Source organism: Siccirubricoccus deserti, from assembly GCF_014283215.1.
Taxonomy (GTDB): Bacteria; Pseudomonadota; Alphaproteobacteria; order Acetobacterales; family Acetobacteraceae; genus Siccirubricoccus; species Siccirubricoccus deserti.
In genome coordinates this window covers 1-19,793 of sequence record NZ_JACOMF010000004.1, presented here as the reverse complement: position 1 = coordinate 19,793, position 19,793 = coordinate 1, and the positions used below count along the sequence as shown (strand labels likewise).

At 71.0% G+C, this 19,793-nt stretch carries 24 protein-coding genes and 1 pseudogene; 6 read left to right on the top strand and 19 right to left on the bottom strand.

What is annotated here, in order from left to right; translation table 11 throughout:
* Nucleotides 1-24: 24 nt before the first annotated feature.
* From H7965_RS04860 to H7965_RS04840, 5 genes are all read right to left on the bottom strand, one after another.
* Nucleotides 25-972: an N-carbamoyl-D-amino-acid hydrolase gene (locus H7965_RS04860; protein ID WP_186769426.1), complete on the bottom strand. Its 948-nt coding sequence runs from the start codon at nt 970-972 to the stop codon at nt 25-27.
* The gene (locus H7965_RS04855; RefSeq protein ID WP_186769425.1) at nt 969-1,943 is read right to left on the bottom strand and encodes a Bug family tripartite tricarboxylate transporter substrate binding protein; all 975 of its coding nucleotides are present in this window, start codon (nt 1,941-1,943) and stop codon (nt 969-971) included. Before H7965_RS04855 ends, H7965_RS04860 begins: the two co-directional genes overlap by 4 nt.
* Complete coding sequence (locus tag H7965_RS04850) at nt 1,930-2,421, bottom strand: GlcG/HbpS family heme-binding protein (RefSeq protein ID WP_229682462.1); 492 nt, start codon at nt 2,419-2,421, stop codon at nt 1,930-1,932. The genes H7965_RS04855 and H7965_RS04850 overlap by 14 nt, the downstream gene beginning before the upstream one ends.
* Complete coding sequence (locus H7965_RS04845; protein WP_186769424.1) at nt 2,418-3,806, bottom strand: dihydroorotase; 1,389 nt, start codon at nt 3,804-3,806, stop codon at nt 2,418-2,420. The genes H7965_RS04850 and H7965_RS04845 overlap by 4 nt, the downstream gene beginning before the upstream one ends.
* A gap of 296 nt (nt 3,807-4,102) precedes the next feature.
* Nucleotides 4,103-5,002, bottom strand: a complete 900-nt coding sequence (locus tag H7965_RS04840) for a LysR family transcriptional regulator (protein ID WP_186769423.1) — start codon at nt 5,000-5,002, stop codon at nt 4,103-4,105.
* Between the two features lie 169 nt (nt 5,003-5,171).
* On the opposite strand from H7965_RS04840, the gene H7965_RS04835 reads away from it, so the two are divergent.
* The 4 genes from H7965_RS04835 to H7965_RS04820 all read left to right on the top strand — a co-directional run bounded on the left by H7965_RS04835 (nt 5,172) and on the right by H7965_RS04820 (nt 9,488).
* Entirely contained in the window at nt 5,172-6,710 is a 1,539-nt protein-coding gene (locus H7965_RS04835) for an MmgE/PrpD family protein (RefSeq protein WP_186769422.1), read from the top strand.
* Between the two features lie 367 nt (nt 6,711-7,077).
* Entirely contained in the window at nt 7,078-8,217 is a 1,140-nt protein-coding gene (locus H7965_RS04830; protein WP_186769421.1) for a bifunctional 2-methylcitrate synthase/citrate synthase, read from the top strand.
* A gap of 9 nt (nt 8,218-8,226) precedes the next feature.
* The gene (locus tag H7965_RS04825) at nt 8,227-8,481 is read left to right on the top strand and encodes a hypothetical protein (RefSeq protein ID WP_186769420.1); all 255 of its coding nucleotides are present in this window, start codon (nt 8,227-8,229) and stop codon (nt 8,479-8,481) included.
* Between the two features lie 422 nt (nt 8,482-8,903).
* Entirely contained in the window at nt 8,904-9,488 is a 585-nt protein-coding gene (locus H7965_RS04820) for a histone H1 (RefSeq protein WP_186769419.1), read from the top strand.
* 162 nt (nt 9,489-9,650) lie between these two features.
* On the opposite strand, the gene H7965_RS04815 is transcribed toward H7965_RS04820, so the two are convergent.
* The 14 genes from H7965_RS04815 to H7965_RS04755 form a co-directional block, all read right to left on the bottom strand.
* Nucleotides 9,651-10,247, bottom strand: coding sequence for a nuclear transport factor 2 family protein (locus tag H7965_RS04815; RefSeq protein WP_186769418.1), 597 nt, complete (start codon nt 10,245-10,247; stop codon nt 9,651-9,653).
* Between the two features lie 17 nt (nt 10,248-10,264).
* Complete coding sequence (locus H7965_RS04810; RefSeq protein ID WP_222440474.1) at nt 10,265-10,684, bottom strand: nitroreductase family protein; 420 nt, start codon at nt 10,682-10,684, stop codon at nt 10,265-10,267.
* Between the two features lie 15 nt (nt 10,685-10,699).
* Entirely contained in the window at nt 10,700-10,864 is a 165-nt protein-coding gene (locus H7965_RS30315) for a nitroreductase family protein (RefSeq protein WP_222440473.1), read from the bottom strand.
* Nucleotides 10,865-10,977: 113 nt separating this feature from the next.
* Nucleotides 10,978-11,610, bottom strand: coding sequence for a 3-oxo-tetronate 4-phosphate decarboxylase (otnC, locus tag H7965_RS04805; RefSeq protein ID WP_186769417.1), 633 nt, complete (start codon nt 11,608-11,610; stop codon nt 10,978-10,980).
* Nucleotides 11,607-12,866: a 3-oxo-tetronate kinase gene (otnK, locus tag H7965_RS04800; protein WP_315898678.1), complete on the bottom strand. Its 1,260-nt coding sequence runs from the start codon at nt 12,864-12,866 to the stop codon at nt 11,607-11,609. The genes otnC and otnK overlap by 4 nt, the downstream gene beginning before the upstream one ends.
* A 17-nt stretch (nt 12,867-12,883) precedes the next feature.
* The gene (locus H7965_RS04795; protein WP_186769416.1) at nt 12,884-13,360 is read right to left on the bottom strand and encodes a cupin domain-containing protein; all 477 of its coding nucleotides are present in this window, start codon (nt 13,358-13,360) and stop codon (nt 12,884-12,886) included.
* Complete coding sequence (locus tag H7965_RS04790; protein WP_186769415.1) at nt 13,357-13,782, bottom strand: YbaN family protein; 426 nt, start codon at nt 13,780-13,782, stop codon at nt 13,357-13,359. Before H7965_RS04790 ends, H7965_RS04795 begins: the two co-directional genes overlap by 4 nt.
* 189 nt (nt 13,783-13,971) lie before the next feature.
* Complete coding sequence (locus H7965_RS04785) at nt 13,972-14,169, bottom strand: GNAT family N-acetyltransferase (protein ID WP_186769414.1); 198 nt, start codon at nt 14,167-14,169, stop codon at nt 13,972-13,974.
* A gap of 179 nt (nt 14,170-14,348) precedes the next feature.
* A complete protein-coding gene (locus H7965_RS04780; protein WP_186769413.1) occupies nt 14,349-14,525 on the bottom strand; it encodes a hypothetical protein in 177 nt (58 codons plus the stop codon).
* Between the two features lie 152 nt (nt 14,526-14,677).
* Nucleotides 14,678-15,577: a class I SAM-dependent methyltransferase gene (locus H7965_RS04775; protein ID WP_186769412.1), complete on the bottom strand. Its 900-nt coding sequence runs from the start codon at nt 15,575-15,577 to the stop codon at nt 14,678-14,680.
* Nucleotides 15,574-16,611, bottom strand: coding sequence for a glycosyltransferase family 4 protein (locus H7965_RS04770; RefSeq protein WP_186769411.1), 1,038 nt, complete (start codon nt 16,609-16,611; stop codon nt 15,574-15,576). The genes H7965_RS04775 and H7965_RS04770 overlap by 4 nt, the downstream gene beginning before the upstream one ends.
* Nucleotides 16,611-17,009: a 6-pyruvoyl trahydropterin synthase family protein gene (locus H7965_RS04765; protein ID WP_186769410.1), complete on the bottom strand. Its 399-nt coding sequence runs from the start codon at nt 17,007-17,009 to the stop codon at nt 16,611-16,613. The genes H7965_RS04770 and H7965_RS04765 overlap by 1 nt, the downstream gene beginning before the upstream one ends.
* 12 nt (nt 17,010-17,021) lie before the next feature.
* Nucleotides 17,022-18,002: a zinc-dependent alcohol dehydrogenase gene (locus H7965_RS04760; RefSeq protein WP_186769631.1), complete on the bottom strand. Its 981-nt coding sequence runs from the start codon at nt 18,000-18,002 to the stop codon at nt 17,022-17,024.
* Between the two features lie 5 nt (nt 18,003-18,007).
* Nucleotides 18,008-18,790, bottom strand: a complete 783-nt coding sequence (locus H7965_RS04755; protein WP_186769409.1) for a RibD family protein — start codon at nt 18,788-18,790, stop codon at nt 18,008-18,010.
* A 77-nt stretch (nt 18,791-18,867) separates the two neighbouring features.
* Between H7965_RS04755 and H7965_RS04750 the strand changes: the two are divergent.
* Nucleotides 18,868-19,541 (top strand): annotated as a pseudogene (locus H7965_RS04750) (IS3 family transposase); the annotation flags it as partial.
* A 54-nt stretch (nt 19,542-19,595) separates the two neighbouring features.
* Nucleotides 19,596-19,793 (top strand): transposase (locus tag H7965_RS04745; RefSeq protein ID WP_186769407.1); only part of this gene is annotated, 198 nt, incomplete at its 3' end.

Here is a 19,793-nt window from a genome sequence, read left to right as displayed (position 1 = left end):
GGCGGTGCGCTAAGGGAGGGCGCCCTATTCCGGCGCCACTACCCCCACCTGTTCCACGATCCGCCCATACCACTGCGGCCGCCGGTGCGCGGCGAAGTTGAACATCTTCTCCTTGCCCTGCCGGCAGGCGTCGAAATCCACATCCGCCAGGATCAGCTCATCACCGAGCGTCTTCGCCTGCGCCACCACCATGCCGTTCGGATCGACGATGCAGGAGCCACCGATCAGTCCGGAGCCATCCTCCACCCCGGCCTTGGCCACGCTCACAGCCCAGGTGGCGTTCATATAGGCATTGGCCTGTACCGCCAGGGTCGAGTGGAAGGTGCGGATGTTGAGATCCTCCGCGCCCCCGCCATTGGGATCGTAGGCGGCGGAGTTGTAGCCGATCAGCATCAGCTCCACCCCCTGCAGCCCGAGCACCCGCCAGCCCTCCGGCCAGCGGCGGTCGTTGCAGATCAGCATGCCGAGCACCGGGGCGTTCCAGTTCTTCGGCCCGCGGAAGGCGGGGAAGCCCAGGTCGCCATATTCGAAATAGCGCTTCTCCAGCTGCTGGTACTGCTGCTGCGGGCGGAACTCCTTCGATCCCGGCAGGTGGATCTTGCGGTACTTGCCGAGGATCCTGCCATCCGGCCCGACGGTGATGGCGCTGTTGAAGCGCTTGCCCTCCGGCGTCAGCTCGGCGTAGCCGACGTAGAAGCCGACGCTGAGCGCCTTCGCCTTGTCGAACAGGGCCTGGACCTGCGGGTTCGGCATCGCTCGCTCGTAGCAGCCGATCAGCTCGGGATCGTCTTCGGCCATCCACCAGCGGGGGAAGAAGGTGGTGAAGGCCAGCTCGGGAAAGACCACCAACTCGGCGCCGTCGCCGGCGGCGCGCTCCAGCAGGGTGATCAGCCGCTCCAGGGTTTGCGCGCGGGTGTCGGCGCGCTGGATCGGGCCAAGCTGGGCGCCGGCGACGCGAAGGTTACGGGTCATGCATCTAGCTCCGGACGAACGGCCTCGACCACCGGGCGGTAACGGTCGGTCTCGGCACGGATGAAGGCGGCGGCGGATTCCGGCGTGCCGGGGGCGTCCGGCTCGATGCCGGCGGCCTGGGCGGTGCTGCGGAAGCCAGGGTCGGCGAGGCAGGCGGCGGTCGCCTCGGCGAGGCGGGTGAGGATCGGTGCGGGCAGCCCGGCCGGGCCGAAGATGGCATGCCACAGCACCGCCCGGAAGCCGGCGGTGCCCAGCGCCTCTTCAAGGGTCGGCACATCCGGGGCGCCGGGGGCGCGGCTGGTGCTGGCGACCGCCAGCATGCGGGCGCGGCCGCCCTGGTGCAGCGGCAAGCCGGAGCCGAGGGTGTTCACCGCGACGGCCAGGGTGCCGGCAACCAGGTCGTTCATCGCCGGCGCGGCGCCACGATAGGGAATATGGGTCAGCGGCACGCCGCCGGCGCGCTGCTTCAGCAGCTCGGTCGCCAGATGCATCAGCGTCCCGGTGCCGGGCGAGCCATAGGCGAGGGCGGGCGATGCCGTCCGCGTCGCCGCCAGCAGCGCCGGCAGCGTCGCCGGCTGGCTCGGGTGCACCAGCCAGGCCAGCGGCCCGCCGCCCAGCACGGCGACGGTGGTGAAGTCACGCCCCACGTCGAACTGCGGCTGCTTCGTCACCAGCGGATACAGCGCATGGGTCGAGGCGGTGCCGAACAGCAGGGTCAGCCCGTCCGGCCGCGCCCGTGCCACTTCCAGCGAGCCGATCGCGCCGCCGGCGCCGCCACGATTCTCGGTGACCACCGGCTGGCCGAGCTCGCGCGACAGCCGGTCGGAGAACAGCCGGGCGTAAACATCGGTCGGTCCGCCGGCGGCGAAGGGGATGACCAGCCGCAGCGGCCGGTCAGGGAAACGAGCCTGCCCGAAGGCGGGTGTCGCAAGCAGCGGCGTTGCCAAAAGCGCCCGTCTAGAGACTCGCATCCTGCCATCCTTCCACCGGGTGTTCGGGGTGCGGTGTCAGGCCCGCGGCGCGCACCCCGGCGATCGCCGCGTACTCATCCTTGTCCGAGGCATCGCCGCTGACGCCGACCGCACCGATCGCGGCGCCATCGGCGCGGCAGAGCAGAACCCCGCCGGGCACCGGGATGAAGCGGCCGTCGCTGGCCGCGGCGATGGCCGCCTGGAAGGCCGGACGCTCCTTCAGCCGGTCGCGGATGATCCGGCTGCCGATGCCCATGCCAAGGGCGCCATGCGCCTTGCCCTGCGCGATCTCGGCGCGGAGGATGCCCGAGCCATCCTCCCGCTTCAGCACCACCACGTGTCCACCCGCGTCGAGCACCACGACGGTCAGCGGCAGCAGCCCCGCCGCGCGTCCGGCCGCCAGGGTGGCATCAGCGATGCATTCGGCGGTGGCGAGCGGCAGGTCGACGGCAAGCGGCTTCACATAATATTCGGTCACGCCGCGGCTCCGGTGAAGCTCTCGCCGTGCTGGCGCGGCACGAAGCGGCCGGTCCCGGGCTTCGCCAACACCGTCGTGCCGTCCCAGATGCAGCTGCCGCGCAGATAGGTGGCGGCCACCCGGGCCTTCATCGCCCGCCCGTGATAGGGCGACCATCTCGCATCCTCGCGGTCCTGGATGCTCGCCTCGTCGAAGGTGAAATCGCCCTGCTCCAGCACCAGCAGATCGGCGTCGCCGCCGATGCGGATGGCGCCCTTCTTCGGGAACAGCCCATGGAAGCGGGCCGGCCGCTCGGCGCAGTAGAGTGCCATCAGGCTCGGCGGCAGGCCGCGCTCGGCCAGCAGGGTGAACATCAGCGGCGCAAAGCTCTGCATGCCGGTGAGCCCGGCGCCGGGGGCGAAGATGTCGCCCTTGTACTGCTTCCGCTCGCGCGGCCAGGGCGCATGGTCGGTGGAGACATAGGCGACCTGGCCGGCCAGCAGCGCGCCCCAGACCCGCTCCACCTCGGCGGCGGTGCGGAATGGCGGGTTGCATTTGCCGAAGCCTTCCAGCCGGACCAGATCCTCCTCGGTCATGCAGAGGTACTGGATGCAGGCCTCGCCGGAGGTCTTCGCGCCGCTCCCGCGGAACACCTCCGCCAGTTCGAAACCGCGGGCGATGGAGGAATGGGCGATGTGGACGTGGCAGCCGGTCTCCAGCGCCATCTCGAAGATTTCGAGGTCGGCCATGCTCTCGGCCAGCGGCGGTCGGGTCCGGGCATGCATGATCGGGTCGGTGCGCCCGGCGGCCCTGGCCTCCGCCGTCAGCCTCTCGACCAGCTCCTGGTCCTCGTTGTGGATGCCGCACATCAGTCCGGTCTTGGCGATCTCGCGGAAGGCCGCCAGCATGGTCGGGTGGTCGATGCGCGGGAAGCGCACCGCGTCATATTCATAGGTGGAGAGCTTGAAGGAGCAGGCGCCGGCCTCGGCCAGCCCGGCGATCGCCTCCACGCCACCTGCCTTGGTGATGGTGCCGTAGAGCGCCATGTCGACATGCGAGGTCGCATTCACCACCGCGACCTTCTCGCGGAAGATCGCCGCATCCGTCACCGGCCGCGGCACGTCATAAGGCATGTCGACGCAGGTGGTGACGCCGCCGGCCGCGGCGCTCATCGAGGCGCCTTCGATGCCCGGCCAGCCGGTGCTGCTGCTGGTGTGCATATGGCCATCGACCAGCCCGGGCAGCACCAGCCGACCCGAATGATCCGCCACCTCCCCGGCTGCCGGCGGGGCGCCCTGGCCGATGGCGGCGATGGTCTCGCCGCGCACTGCGACCCAGCCATCCGGCAGCACCCCTTCCGGCAGGACGAGGTCACCAAGGATCAGGCGGTCGAAAGCGGTCGGCATGGGCAACTCCGGCAATGCGCTGCGCAAGGTTAGACCGAATCGGCCCGCCCGGCAGCCCGGCCGGCGGGCTGATTCCGCACATCACTCCCGTGGCGGCTGGAAAAGCTTCGCCCCCGCCGCGCCATAAGCCCGGCTCAAGACCTGTCCTGTCCGGAGAGAATGCCATGGGCTCCGGCCCGGCAACCGGTCCGGGCGTCCCATCGCAGCGGTTGCAGCCGGCGGTGCCGCAGCGCCGTGAGCCGCCGCCGCCCGGCCCGGCCAGCAGGAGCGCGCCGGCCCTGCGCCTGACCGGCTGATCAGCCCTCGACCCCGAAGACCCGCCGGGCCAGGACGACCGCGGCGCGTGCCCCATCCGTCTCGCGCTCGGCGTTCCACACCAGGGCGACGCCGACCGAGCCCACCGGCTCGGCCAGCGCACGGAAGGCGACCCCGGGCGGCCGCAGCCGGGCCATACCGGAGCTGACCAGCGCCACGCCCAGCCCGGCCGCGACGAAGGCGAGCTGCGCCATCGCCGAGCCGACCTCGCGCATCGCCACCGGCTCGAACCCCGCGGCGCGGCAGGCGCTGACCTGGCGGTCGAAATAGGCCGGGCTGATCGAGCGCGGCAGCAGCACCAGCGGCTCCTGCGCCAGCGAGGCCAGCGGCAGCGCCGCCGCCGCCAGCAGCGGGTGGCCCTCTGGTAGCGCCACCACCAACGCATCCTCGCCGAGCGGCAGCACCTTGAACGGCGGACGGTCGCGGTCCAGCCGGGCGAGGGCGAAATCCACCTCGCCGCGGCGCAGCGCCTCCACCGCATCGGCGGTGTCCATCTCCTGTACCGCTATGGCGGCATCCGGTTGCGCCGCGCGCAGCGCGCGGACCAGCGGCGGCAGGAAGTCGAACAACGCGGAGGTGACGCAGGCCAGCGCCATCGGCGCATGCCGGCCGGCACGCAGCTCCCGCGCCAGAGCCTCCACCTGCTTGGCGTCCTCGGCCAGGCGGCGGAGGATCGGCAGCAGCGCCTCGCCCTCCCGCGTCGGCCGCGCGCCTTTGCGGGTGCGTTCCAGCAGCCGGACGCCCAGCTCGGCTTCCAGCGCCTGGATCTGCGCTGTCAGCGGCGGCTGCGACAGGCCGAGCCGGGCGGCGGCGCGGCCGAAATGCCCTTCCTCGGCGACCGCCAGGAAATGGCCCATGCGGCGGAGAATGCGGAAATCCATGCGGCGCCCTGCCTGCTGTCGCGGCCGGTGGTGCGACGAGCATCGCATAGCCGAATGCGACGATCCGGAAAAACTATCGAAGCCGGCGCCCAATCGGAATGGACGAATGCCGCCATCGGGTAGAGAAATCCCCGCCAATCCGAATCCTTAGAAGGGAACACCGCCCCTCATGCAGATGCATCCCGTCAAGCTCTACCCGTCCAAGGCGCTGCTGAAGCGCGAGGACCAGCTCGCCTGGAAGATCGCCGGCGTCGCCGCCGACAAGGTGGCGGTCGAGCGCGCGGTTCAGGAGATGATCATCAACCGGATCATCGACAACGCCTCGGTGGCGATCGCCGCCATCAACCGCAGGCCGGTGGTCTCGGCCCGCGCCATGGCGCTGGGGCACCCCCGCAAGGGTGGCGCCACGGTGTTCGGCATGCCGGCGGGCAAGCGCTTCTCGCCGGAATGGGCAGCCTGGGCGAACGGCACCGCGGTGCGCGAGCTCGACATGCACGACACCTTCCTGGCCGCCGACTACTCCCACCCCGGCGACAACATCCCGCCGATCCTCGCCGTGGCGCAGACCATGGAGAAGTCGGGGCGGGACCTGATCCGCGGCCTCGCCACCGGCTACGAGATCCAGATCGACCTGGTCCGCGCCATATGCCTGCATGAGCACAAGGTGGATCACATCGCCCACCTCTGCCCCTCGGCGGCGGCCGGCATCGGCACGCTGCTCGGGCTGAAGCAGGAGGCGATCTACCAGGCGGTGCAGCAGGCGCTGCATGTCTCGATCAGCTTCCGCCAGTCGCGGAAGGGCGAGATCTCCTCCTGGAAGGCCTTTGCCCCGGCGCATGCGGGCAAGCTGGCGGTCGAGGCGGCCGACCGCGCCATGCGTGGCGAGGGCGCGCCGAGCCCGATCTACGAAGGCGAGGACAGTGTCATCGGCTGGGTGCTCTCGGGCCGCACCGTGGCCGACCGGGAAGGCCGCGCCGCCGCCTATGAGCCGGTCTACTACGAGGTGCCGCTGCCGGGCGCCGGCGAGCCGAAGCGCGCCATCCTCGACAGCTACACCAAGGAGCACTCGGCGGAGTACCAGTCCCAGGCGCTGATCGACCTGGCGTTCCGGATGCGCGAGCAGATCGAGGATATGGAGGCGATCGAGAAGATCATCATCCATACCAGCCACCACACGCATTACGTGATCGGCACCGGCGCCAACGACCCGCAGAAGATGGACCCGAAGGCCAGCCGGGAGACGCTCGACCACTCCATCATGTACATCTTCGCCGTCGCCCTGCAGGACGGCCGGTGGCACCATGTCGACAGCTATGCGCCGAAGCGGGCGGCCCGCGCCGACACCGTGCGGCTGTGGCACAAGATCGAGACCACCGAGGACCCGGAATGGACCCGGCGCTACCACTCGCGCGACCCGAACGAGCTGTCCTTCGGCGGCCGGGTCGAGATCCTGTTCAAGGACGGCACCAGGCTGGTCGACGAGCTCGGCGTCGCGAACGCCCATCCGAACGGCGCCAAGCCCTTCGGGCGGGCCGACTACATCAACAAGTTCCGCATCCTGACCGAAGGCATCATCACCACGCGGGAAGCCAACCGCTTCCTCGAAGTGGTGCAGGACCTGCCGCGGCTGAAGGCCGGGGAGCTGGGCGAGCTGGGCGTGGCGCTGCCGGCGGGCACGCTGCTCGAAGGCAAGCCGGGCATCTTCTGAGGCCGGCGCGGCCCACCCGCGCCGGGGCGCTGCCGGCCTCGTCGAGCCCGAGGGCGAGGCGGCGGTTGCCCACGGCGCAGCGGGCTGCTCCGGCCTCACCGCCGGTGCCACGGTGCCGCCCCCTCAGGTCGCGCCCGGGTGGCAGCGGCAGGAGATCGGCACCTAGCTGATCAGCCGGGCCAAGGCTGCCGCACCTGGCGGCCTCGCCCTCTACGCCTTCCGACGCAACCATGCCGCGCTGACCTTATATGCATGGCATGTTTCGCCATCACCGCCTGCCGTGACGGAGCGGCCAAGGACGAAGCCGAGCCGGACCACTGCCTGGTCCGGCCGCCGCTTCGCCGGATTTGACCAGAGGAGCCAACGCATGAGCGAGTCCACCGGGAAGCCCACGATCTACAAGGGCCTTGTCGGCGTCTACGCCGATGTCTCCGCCATCTCCAAGGTGATGCCGGAAACCAACAGCCTGACCTACCGCGGCTATGCGGTGCAGGATCTGGCCGAGAATTGCAGCTTCGAGGAAGTGGCTTACCTGCTGTGGGAAGGCGAGCTGCCCAATGCCGCGCAGCTGGCCGCCTTCAAGGCCGAGACGGCGGCGGAGCGCGAGATCAGCCCGGCGCTGCACCGCGTCATCCGGGAATTCCCGAAGGACGGGCACCCGATGGATGCGATCCGCACCGCCGTCTCCTTCATGGGGATGGAGGATCCGGAGACCGCCGATGTCAGCGATGCGGCGCAGCGGCGCAAGGCCAAGCGGCTGTTCGCCAAGATCCCGACCGCCATCGCCGCCGCCTACCGCGCCTCCAAGGGGCTGGAGCCGCTGCGGCCCGACCCGTCCCACAGCTTCGCCGAGAACGTCTTCCACCTGATCCAGGGGAAGGTGCCGCAGCCGGAGGTGCTGAAGGCCTTCGACGTCTCGATGATCCTCTACGCCGAGCACACCTTCAACGCCTCCACCTATACGGCACGGCTGGTGACCTCCTCGGGCGCCGAGATGCATGGGGCGATCACCGCCGGCATCGCCTCGTTGAAGGGCCCGCTGCATGGCGGCGCCAACGAAGCCGTGATGCACATGCTGAAGGAGGTCGGCGGGCCGGAGCAGGCGGAGGAATGGCTTTCCACCCGCTTCGACCACAAGGCGCTGGTCATGGGCTTCGGCCACCGGGTCTACAAATCGGGCGACAGCCGCGTCCCGACGATGACCAAATACGCCGAGAAGATGGCGGAGGTGGTGGGCGACCGTCGCTGGATGGAGACCAGCCGGGTGCTTGCCGCGAAGATGCTGCGGGAGAAGAACATCCACCCGAACCTCGATTTCCCGGCAGGTCCCGCCTACTACCTGATGGGCTTCGAGATCCCGCTCTTCACCCCGCTCTTCGTCGCCGCGCGCATCACCGGCTGGGCTTCCCACGTGTTGGAGCAGGCGGCGGACAACCGGCTGATCCGGCCGCTGTCCTGGTACACCGGGCTGGAGCAGCGGCCCGTCCCGCCGATGTCGGCGCGGTAAGCAAGGCGCATGGCGGCGGCGTCCACGACGTCGCCCTGCCATGAGGAACGACGGCCGCCGGGACACCGGCGGCCGTTCGCGTTTGTGGCTTCGGCGCGGCCGGGCGACGCGCGGGTGATCCATGTGATGATGCAGCGTGTCGGCATTGCCATGCGCGCGCCGCGCAGGGCGGTGTCGTGCACCATGCGCAGCATCGCGCAGGAAAAAGCGCGAAGCGAATTGCGGTTTCTGTTGACACGAAGGATGCGTGTGAAGATAGCGTGATTCGCGCGCACGACGATGCACACGATTCGCCAGCACCAAACTCACTGCCCGGCGGATCGAGAAACGTCAACGGCGTGCCGCAGCAGGGAAGGACGGTCCATGGACCGCGGACAGGACGGGATGGTGGCAGATCCACTCGCCGCACATTCCGCAGCGGCGGAGCCTGCGGACAGCATGCTCCTCGCCGGAAGCGAGGCTGAGGGATACGCGACGCGGCACGCCGCGGCTGAACGTCCGTTGCCGCTTCCTGACCGTACGGCCAGGACAGCGACCGACACGGCAAGGCGTGCCACGGGATCCGCGCGCTGCCACCATCGCACGACCGCCTCTGCTGCTATCCGGGCATGGCGCATCGGCTTCTACATGAAGCCGGCATGCGTTCCCGCCTGTCCCCCACTGGAACGCGCAAGGAGATCCTGATTGTGACCGATACCCCCGAGACACCGGCAGCCCGCGCCCAGGCGATGGCTGTGTCCACCACGCGTCGCACCGCGAAGAAGCCCACGTCGGCACGCGGCCGGGTCGCCGCCAAGAAGCCGGCGGCCCGCAAGCCGGCAGCGAAGAAGGCGGCGCCGAAGAAGGCCGCCGCCGCCAAGAAGCCGGCGGCGCGGAAGACCGCGACGAAGGCCGCTCCGAAGAAGGCAGCGCCGAAGCGCACCACCTCCCGGGCTGCCGCGCCGAAGAAGGCGGTAGCGAAGAAGGCGGCGCCGAAGAAGGCCGTCGCCGCGAAGAAGCCCGCCGCGAAGAAGGCGGCGGCGCCGAAGAAGGCCGTCGCCAGGAAGCCGGCAGCCCGCCGGGTTGCCGCCGCGCCGAAGAAGGCCGCCCCGAAGCGGACCGCCGCCCGCACCGCCGCGCCGAAGAAGGCCGCTGCGGTGAAGGCCTCCAACCCGTCGCGCTCTGAGGCGGCGAAGAAGGCCGCCGCGACGCGCGCGGCGAAGAAGGCCGCCGCTGCCGAAGCTGCGGTCGCACCGCCGCCGCCGGCCGAGGGCGAGACCCCCGCTACCTGAACCCGTCGCCGATCCCGGCGAGAGGGCGCCGCTCCGCAAGGGGCGGCGCCCTTTTCGCGACGGGGGCGGACCGGCGTTCATGCAGGAACACCGGTCCGCCCTCGCCTGTTGCTGGTCAGAAGAATGCGCGCCTCGGGCATTCAGGCTCCGCCCGCGATCCGCTCAAGCCTCAGCTATGCGGCCCGCCCGCCAGCCAGCGCGCGCCCCGGCGTAGAGCGCCTCCACTTCCGGCCCCTGCAGCCCTGGCATGTCGGTCTTCACCGCATAGCCGATCTGTGTCTGCAGATAGGCGAGGTGGCGGTAGCCGGCGGGAAAGCGCTTCAGCAGTGCCGGATCCAGTTCCAGCCGCGCCGCGGGATCGACCGGGTCCATGCGGTCCTTCTCGTAGATCGGCTGGCGCAGCACCATGCCCCAGCGTCCCTCACGCCTTTCCAGGAAGTCGTAGAACCGCCCGGTGCAGACGGCGTCCACTTCCACGTCATGCACCATGGCGCGCTGGCTGATCGTCATCTTGGTCTGGCCGATGGCGCGATGCCCCGCCACATCGGCACTGTGGCCGCCGAGGAAATGCAGGATGGAGACGCCCTTCGCCCAGCCGGCCTTGCTGGCGGCGATGAACTCCGCCCAAGGCGCCTGGCACCAGGTGGCCATCATGATGCCGTCGGCATGCCAGCAGGTGGCGAAGCGGTCCCAGTCGCCGGCGTCGCGCCATACCGCCCAATTCTCCACCAGGGCGCGGATGGCGATGCGGTCGAGCATCTCTCCATCCAACGCGCTCACCCCTGCCAGCTGCCGAAGAAGGCGAATTCGCCGATCGGCCGGCGCTGCCGCGGCGCCGTCTCGCGCGCCGCCAGGGCGTCCGGCAGCGCCTCCGCCGGGCCGACATGGCCGAGGGCGATGGCGGCGACAGGCTCGAAGCCCTCCGGGATGGCGAAGGCGTCGCGCGCCTTCTGCGGATCGAAGCCCGCCATCTGGTGAATCTGGAGCCCGAGCGCCGCGGCCTGCAGCGCCATCTGGGCACTCGCCGCGCCGGTGTCGTACAGCGCGTGCCGGTTGGGATTGCCATTGGCGGGAAAGCTGCTGTGGGCGACCGCCAGCATCAGCACCCCGGCATGCTGCGCCCAGCCCTGGTTGTTCGGCGTCAGCGTGCCGAGCAGCGCGGCGAAGGCCGCGGCATCGGCATCGCGCCGCGCCACGATATAGTGCCAGGGTTAGGCGTTGTTGCAGCTCGCGGCCCAGCGCGCCGCCTCCAGCACGCTGTCCAGCGCCGCCGGGGCCACCGGCGCGGCGATGAAGCTGCGCGGGCTCCAGCGCCGGCGCAACAGCGCTTCGATCGGATGCGCGGCGGGCGCCTCGCGGTCGGGTGGGGTGTCCATGCGATGATCCTTCATTGGCGGAGGATGGGAGGCTTGCTGCGGCGTGGTCGGCCGCGGGATGCGCGCCGGAGCGGTTTCTTCAGGCGGACCGGTACGGCCAGCCTGAACCTGCTCTAGCCGAAGGCCTGCAGCAGCGCCTCGACCTGCCCGGCGGTCAGCGCTCGCGGCGCCTGGCCGCGTAGCAGCAGCGCGAGCTTCGCGGCCTCCTCCAGCTCCTCCGCCGCATAGACCGCGTCATCGAGCGACCTGCCACTGACCACCGGCCCGTGATTGGCCAGCAGCATGGCCCGTGCCTCCCGCGCCGCCGCGGCGATGGCCGGCTCCATCGCCGGGTCGCCAGGGCGGTAATAGGGGATCACCGGCAGGCTGCGGCCGATGCGCATGACGAAATAGGGCGTCAGCGGCGGGATCGGCGCGGTCTCGCCGGGCGCCGCCAGGCAGGCGATGGCGGTCGCATGGGTCGAGTGGAGATGCACCACCGCCTGCGCTTCCGCGCGGGTTTCGAGCACCGCGCGGTGCATGAACACCTCCTTCGAGGGCGGGTCGCCGGAGACATGCTGCCAGGCGCGGTCGAGCTTGCTGAGCCGCGCCGGATCCAGCCGGCCGAGGCAGGAGTTCGTCGGGGTCATCAGGAAACCATCCGGCAGCCGCACGCTGATGTTGCCGGCCGAGCCCACCGAATAGCCGCGGCCGAACAGCAGCCGGCCATGCGCCGCGATCGCCTCGCGCAGCTCGCTCTCGCTCATGCCCCGAAAGCCTTCAGGAAGAAGTCGCGGGCGCCGAAATTGCCGCTCTTGAGCGCCAGGTGCAGCCCGGTGGGCTCGGCATAGGTCCAGGGCACGCCGGGGTCGATCTCCGGCCCGATGCGCAGCGCGGCGACGCCGAGGCGGGAGACGACGGCGCCGGATGTCTCGCCGCCCGCCACCACAAGCCGCCGCACGCCCCGCGCCACCAGCGCTTCGGCGATGCTGGCCAGGGTTTCCTCCACCAGCGCGCCGGCGGCATCGCGCCCGAGCTTCGCCTGCAGCGCCGCCACCTTCTCCGGCGGTGCGCTGGCGGCGATCACCACCGGATGGTCGCCGAGCTTGTCCGCGGCCCAGTCCAGCGCCTGCGCCAGCAGCGCGCCGGCATCCGGCCTGGCCAGCACATCCAGCTCCAGCGTATGCGCATGGTCGCGGGCGTAGCCGATCTGCCCCAGGGTGGCGCGGGAGCAGGAGCCGGCCAGGACCGCTGCGGGGCCCTGCATCGGCGGCAGGGCGCTGGCCGCCGCGCCGCGCTCCGGCAGCAGCCCGGCGGCGCGGAAATTCGCCGGCAGCCCCATCGCCACGCCGCTGCCGCCGGTGATCAGCGCATGCGGCGCCGCCGCCTCGCCGATCGCCAGCAGATGCTCATCGGTCAGTGCATCGACGATGGCGTAGCGCCGGCCGCTTTCCTTCAGCCCGGTCATCGCCCGGCGGATTGCCGCGGCGCCCTGCTCGACCACGGCGAAGGGCACCAGGCCCACCGTACCGTCGGTCTGCCGGGACAGCACCCGCACCAGATTGGCGTCCCGCATCGGGGTGAGGGGGTGGTTCTCCATTCCGCTCTCGTTCAGCAGCGCGCTGCCGACGAAGAGATGCCCCTGGAACACCGTCCTTCCATTGGTCGGGAAGGCGGGGTTGGCCAGGGCGAAGCCACAGCCCAGCCGCTGCACCAGCGCATCGGCCACTGGCCCGATGTTGCCGGCATCGGTGCTGTCGAAGGTGGAGCAGTATTTGAAGAAGATCTGCCTTGCCCCGGCGGCCAGCAGCGCGTCGCAGGCGGCGAGGCTTTCGGCTACTGCCTCGGCCACCGGCGCGGTGCGCGATTTCAGCGCGACGATCACCGCATCGGCCTCGGGCAGCGGACCTCGGGGAACGCCAATCACCTGCACCGCGGTCATGCCGCCCTTGACCAGGGTGTTCGCCAGATCCGTGGCGCCGGTGAAATCATCGGCGATGCAGCCGAGCAGCGGCATGATCATGTCCCTCCGTCGGGCGCCTACAGCGGCGTGCCGTCCTTGCGGGTGTAGCGCCAGCGCCCATCCTCGCCCATCACCGCCGCCAGATCATCCTCCGGGTAGGTGACGGCATCGCCGGGGGAGCGGTCGCCGACCTCCAGGTACACCACCTCCTGCGTGCCGCGGTTCACCAGCCTGTGCGCGTCGCCGGAGCCCGCACGGAAGCCGGCGCACATTCCAGGGGCCAGCGGCGTCTCGCCGGCATCGGTCAGCAGCACCGGCTCGCCCTCCAGGATGTAGATGAACTCATCCTGGGTGGTGTGGGCGTGGCGCAGCGAGGAGGCTGCGCCCGGCGGCAGCCGGGTGAGGTTCACGCCGAAATTGGCCAGGCCGAAGAGGTCGCCGAGCACCCGCTTCTCCCGCCCGCCGATCTTCATGGCAAGGTCGGGTGGGTAGCCGGTGGCACGTGCCCGCGGCGGCACCGCGGCGGCAAGGATGGCGACAGGCGGCTTGCTCATTCCTGCTCCTGGATAGCGTGGCCCGGCGGGAAGGACGGGCGGGTGGCGATGAACAGCGCGACCGCCAGCATGCAGCAGCCGACGATGGCGGAGGTCTTCATGTCACGGAGCAGCAGCGTCGCCAGCGCCCAGTTCAGCGCCATGACTGAGAGCGCCGCCCGCTTGGCCCGGCGGCCGATGACGCCATGCGCCTGCCAGGCCCTGAGCGACGGCCCGAACCGCGGATGATTCAGCAGCTTCGCGCGCAGCCTTGGGGAGGCATGTCCGAAGGCCCAGGCGGCGATGATGAGGAAAACCGTCGTCGGCATCACCGGCAGCACCGCGCCGATCGCTGCCAGCATCAGGCAGAGGTAGCCGAGGCCGAGCAGCGCCAGACGCTGCGGCCGGCCGATTCGGGCCTCAATGGGGTCGCCGGTGCCCATGATCGGACAGCCTATACCCACAGCACGGTGAAATCACGTCAACGGGCCGGTTCACGGTCGGCCCGGGCTTGGCGATTGGGGCGCCTGAACCTGCCGAGGTTCAGGCCGCCATCATGGAGCCAGGGATTTGCGCGGGAAGAGGCGCTCGCCGCGCGTTGAATGGGGCGGACGGCCAAATTCCACATAGGCCTATTTGCGGTAGAATCCGGGAGCCTGGAAGCTGAAGGTGTCGACATAGGCCGAATGGCAGCCGTGCTGCATGGCCGCCGCTTCGGCCAGGGCGATCACGCTGCGGCCAAGGCCGCCGCGCCGCAGCCTCGCATCCAGCCAGTGGGGGTGGAGGAACAGCCAGCCGGCGTAGGTCTCGGCGAACAGCCCGCCGGCCACCGCGCGCCCCGGCGCAGGAAGACGCCGAGCGTCTGCCAGGGCTGGTGGCCCGGCCATTGCTGTTCGTTGAAGGTCTCCAGCCCCTCCGGCAGGGCGTCGACATCCGCCTCCGCGGGCTTGTCCTCGACGCTGAGCGTGATGCCGGGCGGAAGCCGCATGAGGCCGGACCGTACCGCAGGTCAGCCGCCGGCCACGCCCTGGATGACGATGCCGGTGCCGTCACAGGTCCGGCATTTCTGCCCGCCGATCATGCCCTTGCCCTGGCAGTCGGGGCAGGGCGCTTCGCCGGTTCCGGGCGTGCCGGGCGTGGCGACGTCGCCCGGGTTGGGCTGCATCCTCTTATCGTCCTGCGCCATCTCCTGCCCTCCTGTGGTGCCGGGGCCGGTCCCGGCGCCCGGGCACCGGATGCAGCGGCCCGCCAGATACTGGCTGGCGGTACGGCCCGGGTGGATAGCGTCCTCCGGGTCGCGCCACCTCGGCAAACGCGGTGCCTGAGGCGCGGTTCGGCTCAGCGCCGCGGCGGTGCCGCCAGCAGGTCGCGGTGGCCGATACGTACCGCCAGCCGCCGGCCGGAGATCTGCTTCAGCCGCGCGTCGGCCCAGGCGCCGATCGACCGCAGGCCGCGGTGGTCATGGCGGCGGGCTGCGGCGGCATGGCCCAGCGCCAGCTCGCTGACGAAGCGGTAATTGTGCTGCCGCAACCCGGGCAGGGGAGAGGCGCCGCGCTGCCGCACGACCCAATCACTCGCCGCGCTCGTCACCTGGAAGCCGCGGGCGCCGAAGGTGGCGGCGATCGCCGCCGGCGCCAGCGGCCCAAGCGCCGAGCCGCCGAAGCCCTTGTCGCGGCCCTGGTCGCGGCGGAAACCCGCCAGGACCCGCGCATCGAGTGGATGTGGCGGCAGGAAGCGCTCCCGCCCATCGACGCAGAGCGCAGCGTAGAAGGGCACGCGCAGCGCCGCCGCCATGCGCTCCAACCAGGGGCGGGAGACCAGGTCGCAGAGCGCCGAGCTGAGCACCGCATCGGCATTGGCAAGCGGCAGGATACCGGGTGCGTCGGCCAAGTCGGCGGCCAGCGCCTCCACCCGCCAGGCGCCGCCGGGGGCGTGCACCAGCAGGGTCTTGCGGTTGGGGAAGGTGACCTTCAGCCCGACCTGCCCGGCTCGGTCGGCGATGGTGTCGAAGGCTGCCTCCGCCATCTCCCGGTCATGATCCACCAGGGTCCATGCCTGGGCCCGGCCGATCCGCGGCGCCAGCCAGCGGAACAGGCTGCCGGTGCCGGAGCCGAGGTCGATCAACCGCGGCCGCGCCGGCAGCAGCGCCAGTAGCTGCGCGGCCAGGGCCTCGGAGCGGGCGATGGCGTCGAAGGGCTCGCGCAGGTCGAGCCAGTCGAGGTCGAAGGCCTCGGTCATGCGCGTTCGATGTCCGCCAGGAAGGCAGTGGCCCGGTCCGCCCAGCGCGGCAGGCGCTGGCCGGCCTGCCAGGCGGCCTCGGCCATCTCGGCGCGCATCGCGTCGTCGAACAGCAGCCGGCGCAGCGCCTTGGTGAAGGAGACAAGGTCGCCCGGCGGCGAGATGATGCCGGCCTCGACCGGCACGATCTCGGCGATGGCGCCGCCGGCGGTGATGGCGATGGGCAGGCCCCGCGCCAACGCCTCGGCGGCCGCCATGCCATAGCCTTCCCACCAGGTCGCCAACGCGAAGACATCGGCCCGGTCGTAGAGCGCTTCCAGTTCCTCTCGCGTGACCTCGCCGGCGAAGGTCACCCGCTGGGCGATGCCGAGCTCCTCAGCCAGGGCGCGCAGCCCGTGCGCATGCACCGCATCCCGCGACGCACCGGCGATGGTCAGCCTCCAGTCGATGTCGGGCAGCCGCGCAAGGCATTGCATCAGCACGTCATGCCCCTTGCGTGGCATCAGTGCCCCAACCGAGAGAATGGCAACCCCCGGCCCGCCCGAGCCGCGGGCGCGCGGCGCCGGATCGGTGCCGGGCTCGACCACGCCGATGCGCGCGGGGTCGACGGCGTAATCCTGGGCGAGCCGCCGCGCCGTCAGCGGCGAGGTGGCGACCAGCCGGGCGAGGCGCGGGTAGAGTGCCGTCTCGATGCCGCGCAGCGCCTCGCGGTCCTCGATGGGCGCGCCATGCTCCAGGGCGGTCGGGTGGTGGATCAGCGCGACGGCGCGGCGCTCGGCCAGGGTATCGGCCAGCGGCGCGAAGGCGGGCAGGCCCAGCCCGTCGATGACCAGCCGCGCCTGCGCCGGCACCGCCGCCAGCGCCGCCCGCGCCGCGGCTTCGGCCGTGGCATCCGGCAGCGGATGATGGCCGGCGAGTTCCACCACCTGCACCGGATGGCCCAGCGCGCGCAGCCCCTCGACCAGCCGGCGGTCGTAACCGTAGCCGCCGGAGATGGTGTCGAAGGGGGCGGGGACCAGCAACGCGATGTGCATCAGACCGGACCCTCGAATGCGGCCCAGGCGTTCGGGCTTTCCCGCAGCAGGATCTTCAGCGCGGTGACATTGGCGCTTTGGGCGCCGAGGCGGCCCTCGCGCAGCGCGGCCACCAGCAGCCTGTGGATGTGCTGGCAGAGGAATTCGGTGGTGGTGTTCAGCCCGGCGAATTGCGCCTCGCTGTCGAGGTTGCGGTAGTCGAGGGTGTCGAGCGCCTTGCGCAGCTCGACCTTGGCCAGGCCGATGTCGACAAGCAGGTGCAGCGCATCCAGCGCCGGCGCGCGGAACTCCGCCTCCACGGCGAAGGTGGCGCCGTGCAGCCGCTGGGCCGGGCCGAACTCCGCGCCGCGGAAACTATGGGCGATCATGATGTGGTCGCAGACCGTCAGGCTGAACATCGCGGCATACTCTCATGCATAGATGATGGTGGGGCAGGGCGGGCCGCCGCTGCCCTCCAGCAGGCTCGGCAAGGCCGCGGGCAGGGCGAGGAAGCGGACGGGCGGGGCCAGTAGCGCGTCCAGCCGCGCATCGGCCAGCAGCGTGAGGGCCAGCGCCAGCCGCTCGGCATGGCTGCGACGGCCGCGCACCGCCGCGGCGACATGGCCGACCTGGGAGGAGAGGATCGACAGGCGCCTCGCATGGAAGCCTTCGCCGAGCGGGAGCGCCACCGTGCGGTCGCCATGCCAGCTCGCCTCGATGATGCGCGCCTCGAAGCCGGCACGGTCAAGGGCGAGCTGCAGCCCAGCCTCGCTGGCGCTGGCGTGGATGATGAGGTCGCGGTCGCCCGGGGCATCGGCGGGCGGACAGAAGCGGGCGCCGAGGGCTTCGGCGAAAGCGGCGCGGCCCGGGTCGATATCGCAGACCGTGAGCTCGATTCCGGGGATACGGGCCAGCAGCGCCGCCACCAGCAGCCCGACCACGCCGGCGCCGATCACCAGCGCCCGCTCGCCGGCCAGCGGCGCGGCATCCCACAGCAGGTTGACCGCGGTTTCCATGTTGGCGGCCAGCACCGCGCGGTGGTCGGGCACCGCATCGGGGATCGGGATGCACATGGCGGCGGGGGCGAGGAACAGATCCTGGTGCGGATGCAGGCAGAACACCCGGCGGCCGAGCAGCGCGGCGGGCCCGGCATCCACCACCCCGGCCACGGCATAGCCGTATTTCACCGGAAAGGGGAAGTTGCCGTCCATCAGCGGCGCGCGCATCACCGGCCATTGACTGGGCGGCACCCGGCCCTGGCTGACCAGCCGCTCGGTGCCGCGCGAGATGGCGCCGTAGTGGGCGCGCACCAGGGCCTGACCCTCGGTCGGCGGCGGCAGCGGCTCCTGCCGCAGGGCGGCGACGCCGGGCGCGAGGTACCAGAGCGCCGTTGCCGACAGCCCGGTTTCCATCTTTGTCACCGGCAGATGTCCGGCCGGGTGCGGTTGAGGGCGATGTCGAACAGCACATCCGGGTCCAGCATGTGGACTGTCCATTCGAACCGCAGCCCATCGGCGATGTGGGCCGCCGCGGGCAGGGTGAAGGCCGGGATGCCGGAGCCCAGCAGCACCGGCGCGACCGTCACATGCAGCCGGTCGAGGCAGCCGGCTGCCAGGAAGCGGCTGACGGTGACGCCGCCGCCCTCGACGAAGATCCGGGTCAGACCGCGGGTCGCCAAGGCGGCCAGGATCGCCGGCACCGACAGGCCACCCAGCGGGTTCCGTGGCAGCCGGATCACCTCAGCCTGGCCGAGCCGATCCGGGCCTTCGGCATCGGTGGCGCAGCACAGCAGGGTCGGCGGGCCGGAGCGAAACACGCCGTAGCCGGGGCCAAGGCGGCGGTCGGTGTCGAGTACCACCCGCACCGGGTCCGGCCCAGTGCAGTGCCGGGTGGTCAGGCGCGGGTCGTCGCTCCGCACCGTGCCGGCACCGACGACGACGGCATGACAGAGCGCCCGCAGCCGATGGGTGTGCAGGATGTCGCCGCGTCCGCCGATCCATTGCGAGGAGCCGGAGAGGGTGGCGATGCGCCCGTCCAGCGTCTGCGCCAGGCGGCCGACGACGGTGCAGCCGTCGGGCGCGCTGGGTGGCTTGAGAAGCGTGTCGAACAGCCCGGCTGGTGGCTCGGCCGGCGCAACAGCCGGGCCATCGCGCCGCGCCAGCAACGCTTCCCAATCCGCGGTGGCGAGAGATCCCTGCATGTGCCGCGGACCATGCCGGAATCGATGTCGCAGCGCCAGCATGGCGGGGTGAACAAATCCTGTGGCGCCGGCTCCAGCGACGGATCCACGTTCTGCTGAGGCGGGAGGGCTGGGCAGTGAACGCCAAGCGGGTCTGGCGTCTGTAGCGGCTGGAGGGTCTGCAACTGCGGAGCAAGACGCCGAAGCGGAAGGTCTCGGCCAAGCTGCGGCAGGACCGGCTAGTGGCGGGTGCGCCGAACGACATCTGGGCGATGGACTTCCTCTCGGACCAGTTGTTCGACGGCACCCGGATCCGCGTGCTGACCATCGTCGATGCGCACAGTCGGATCTCGCCCGCCATTGATGTGCGGCTGAGCTACCGCGGTGCCGACGTGGTCGACACGCTTGAGCGGGTGACGGCCTGCTATGGCCTGCCACGCCAGGTTCGTCTCGACAACGGCCCTGAATTCATCAGTCGTGACCTCGACCTCTGGGCCTGCGCCAGGGGCGTGGTGCTGGACTTCTCCCGGCCGGGCAAGCCCACCGACAACGCCTCTGCGGAGAGCTTCAATGGCAAGGTCCGGGCCGAGTGCCTGAACGCCAACTGGTTCCTCAGCCTGGAAGATGCCAGGCGAAAATGCGAAGCTTGGCGGTGGACTACAACGAGATCCGGCCACACAGCTCGATCGGCCACAGAGCCCCGATCGAGCTGGCCAACGCCGCAGGACAGGGTCCTCCGTCCTTAGTGTCCGTCCGGGGACAGGTGCTATGATTTGAATGGGTTGTGACTGGCCTGTGGGCGGCCGGGGCGGGAAGAACTGCGGCGATGTGGACGCAGGAGAACCGGGCTCGGTACGACCGCAGCAAGCTGCGCTACCCGAGTGATCTGACCGACGAGGAATGGGCGCTGATCAGGACGCTGATCCCGCCCGCCAAGCCGGGTGGCAACAAGCGGACGGTCGAGGTGCGAGCGGTGGTGAACGGGGTGATGTACATCCTCTCCACCGGCTGCCAGTGGGCAGCC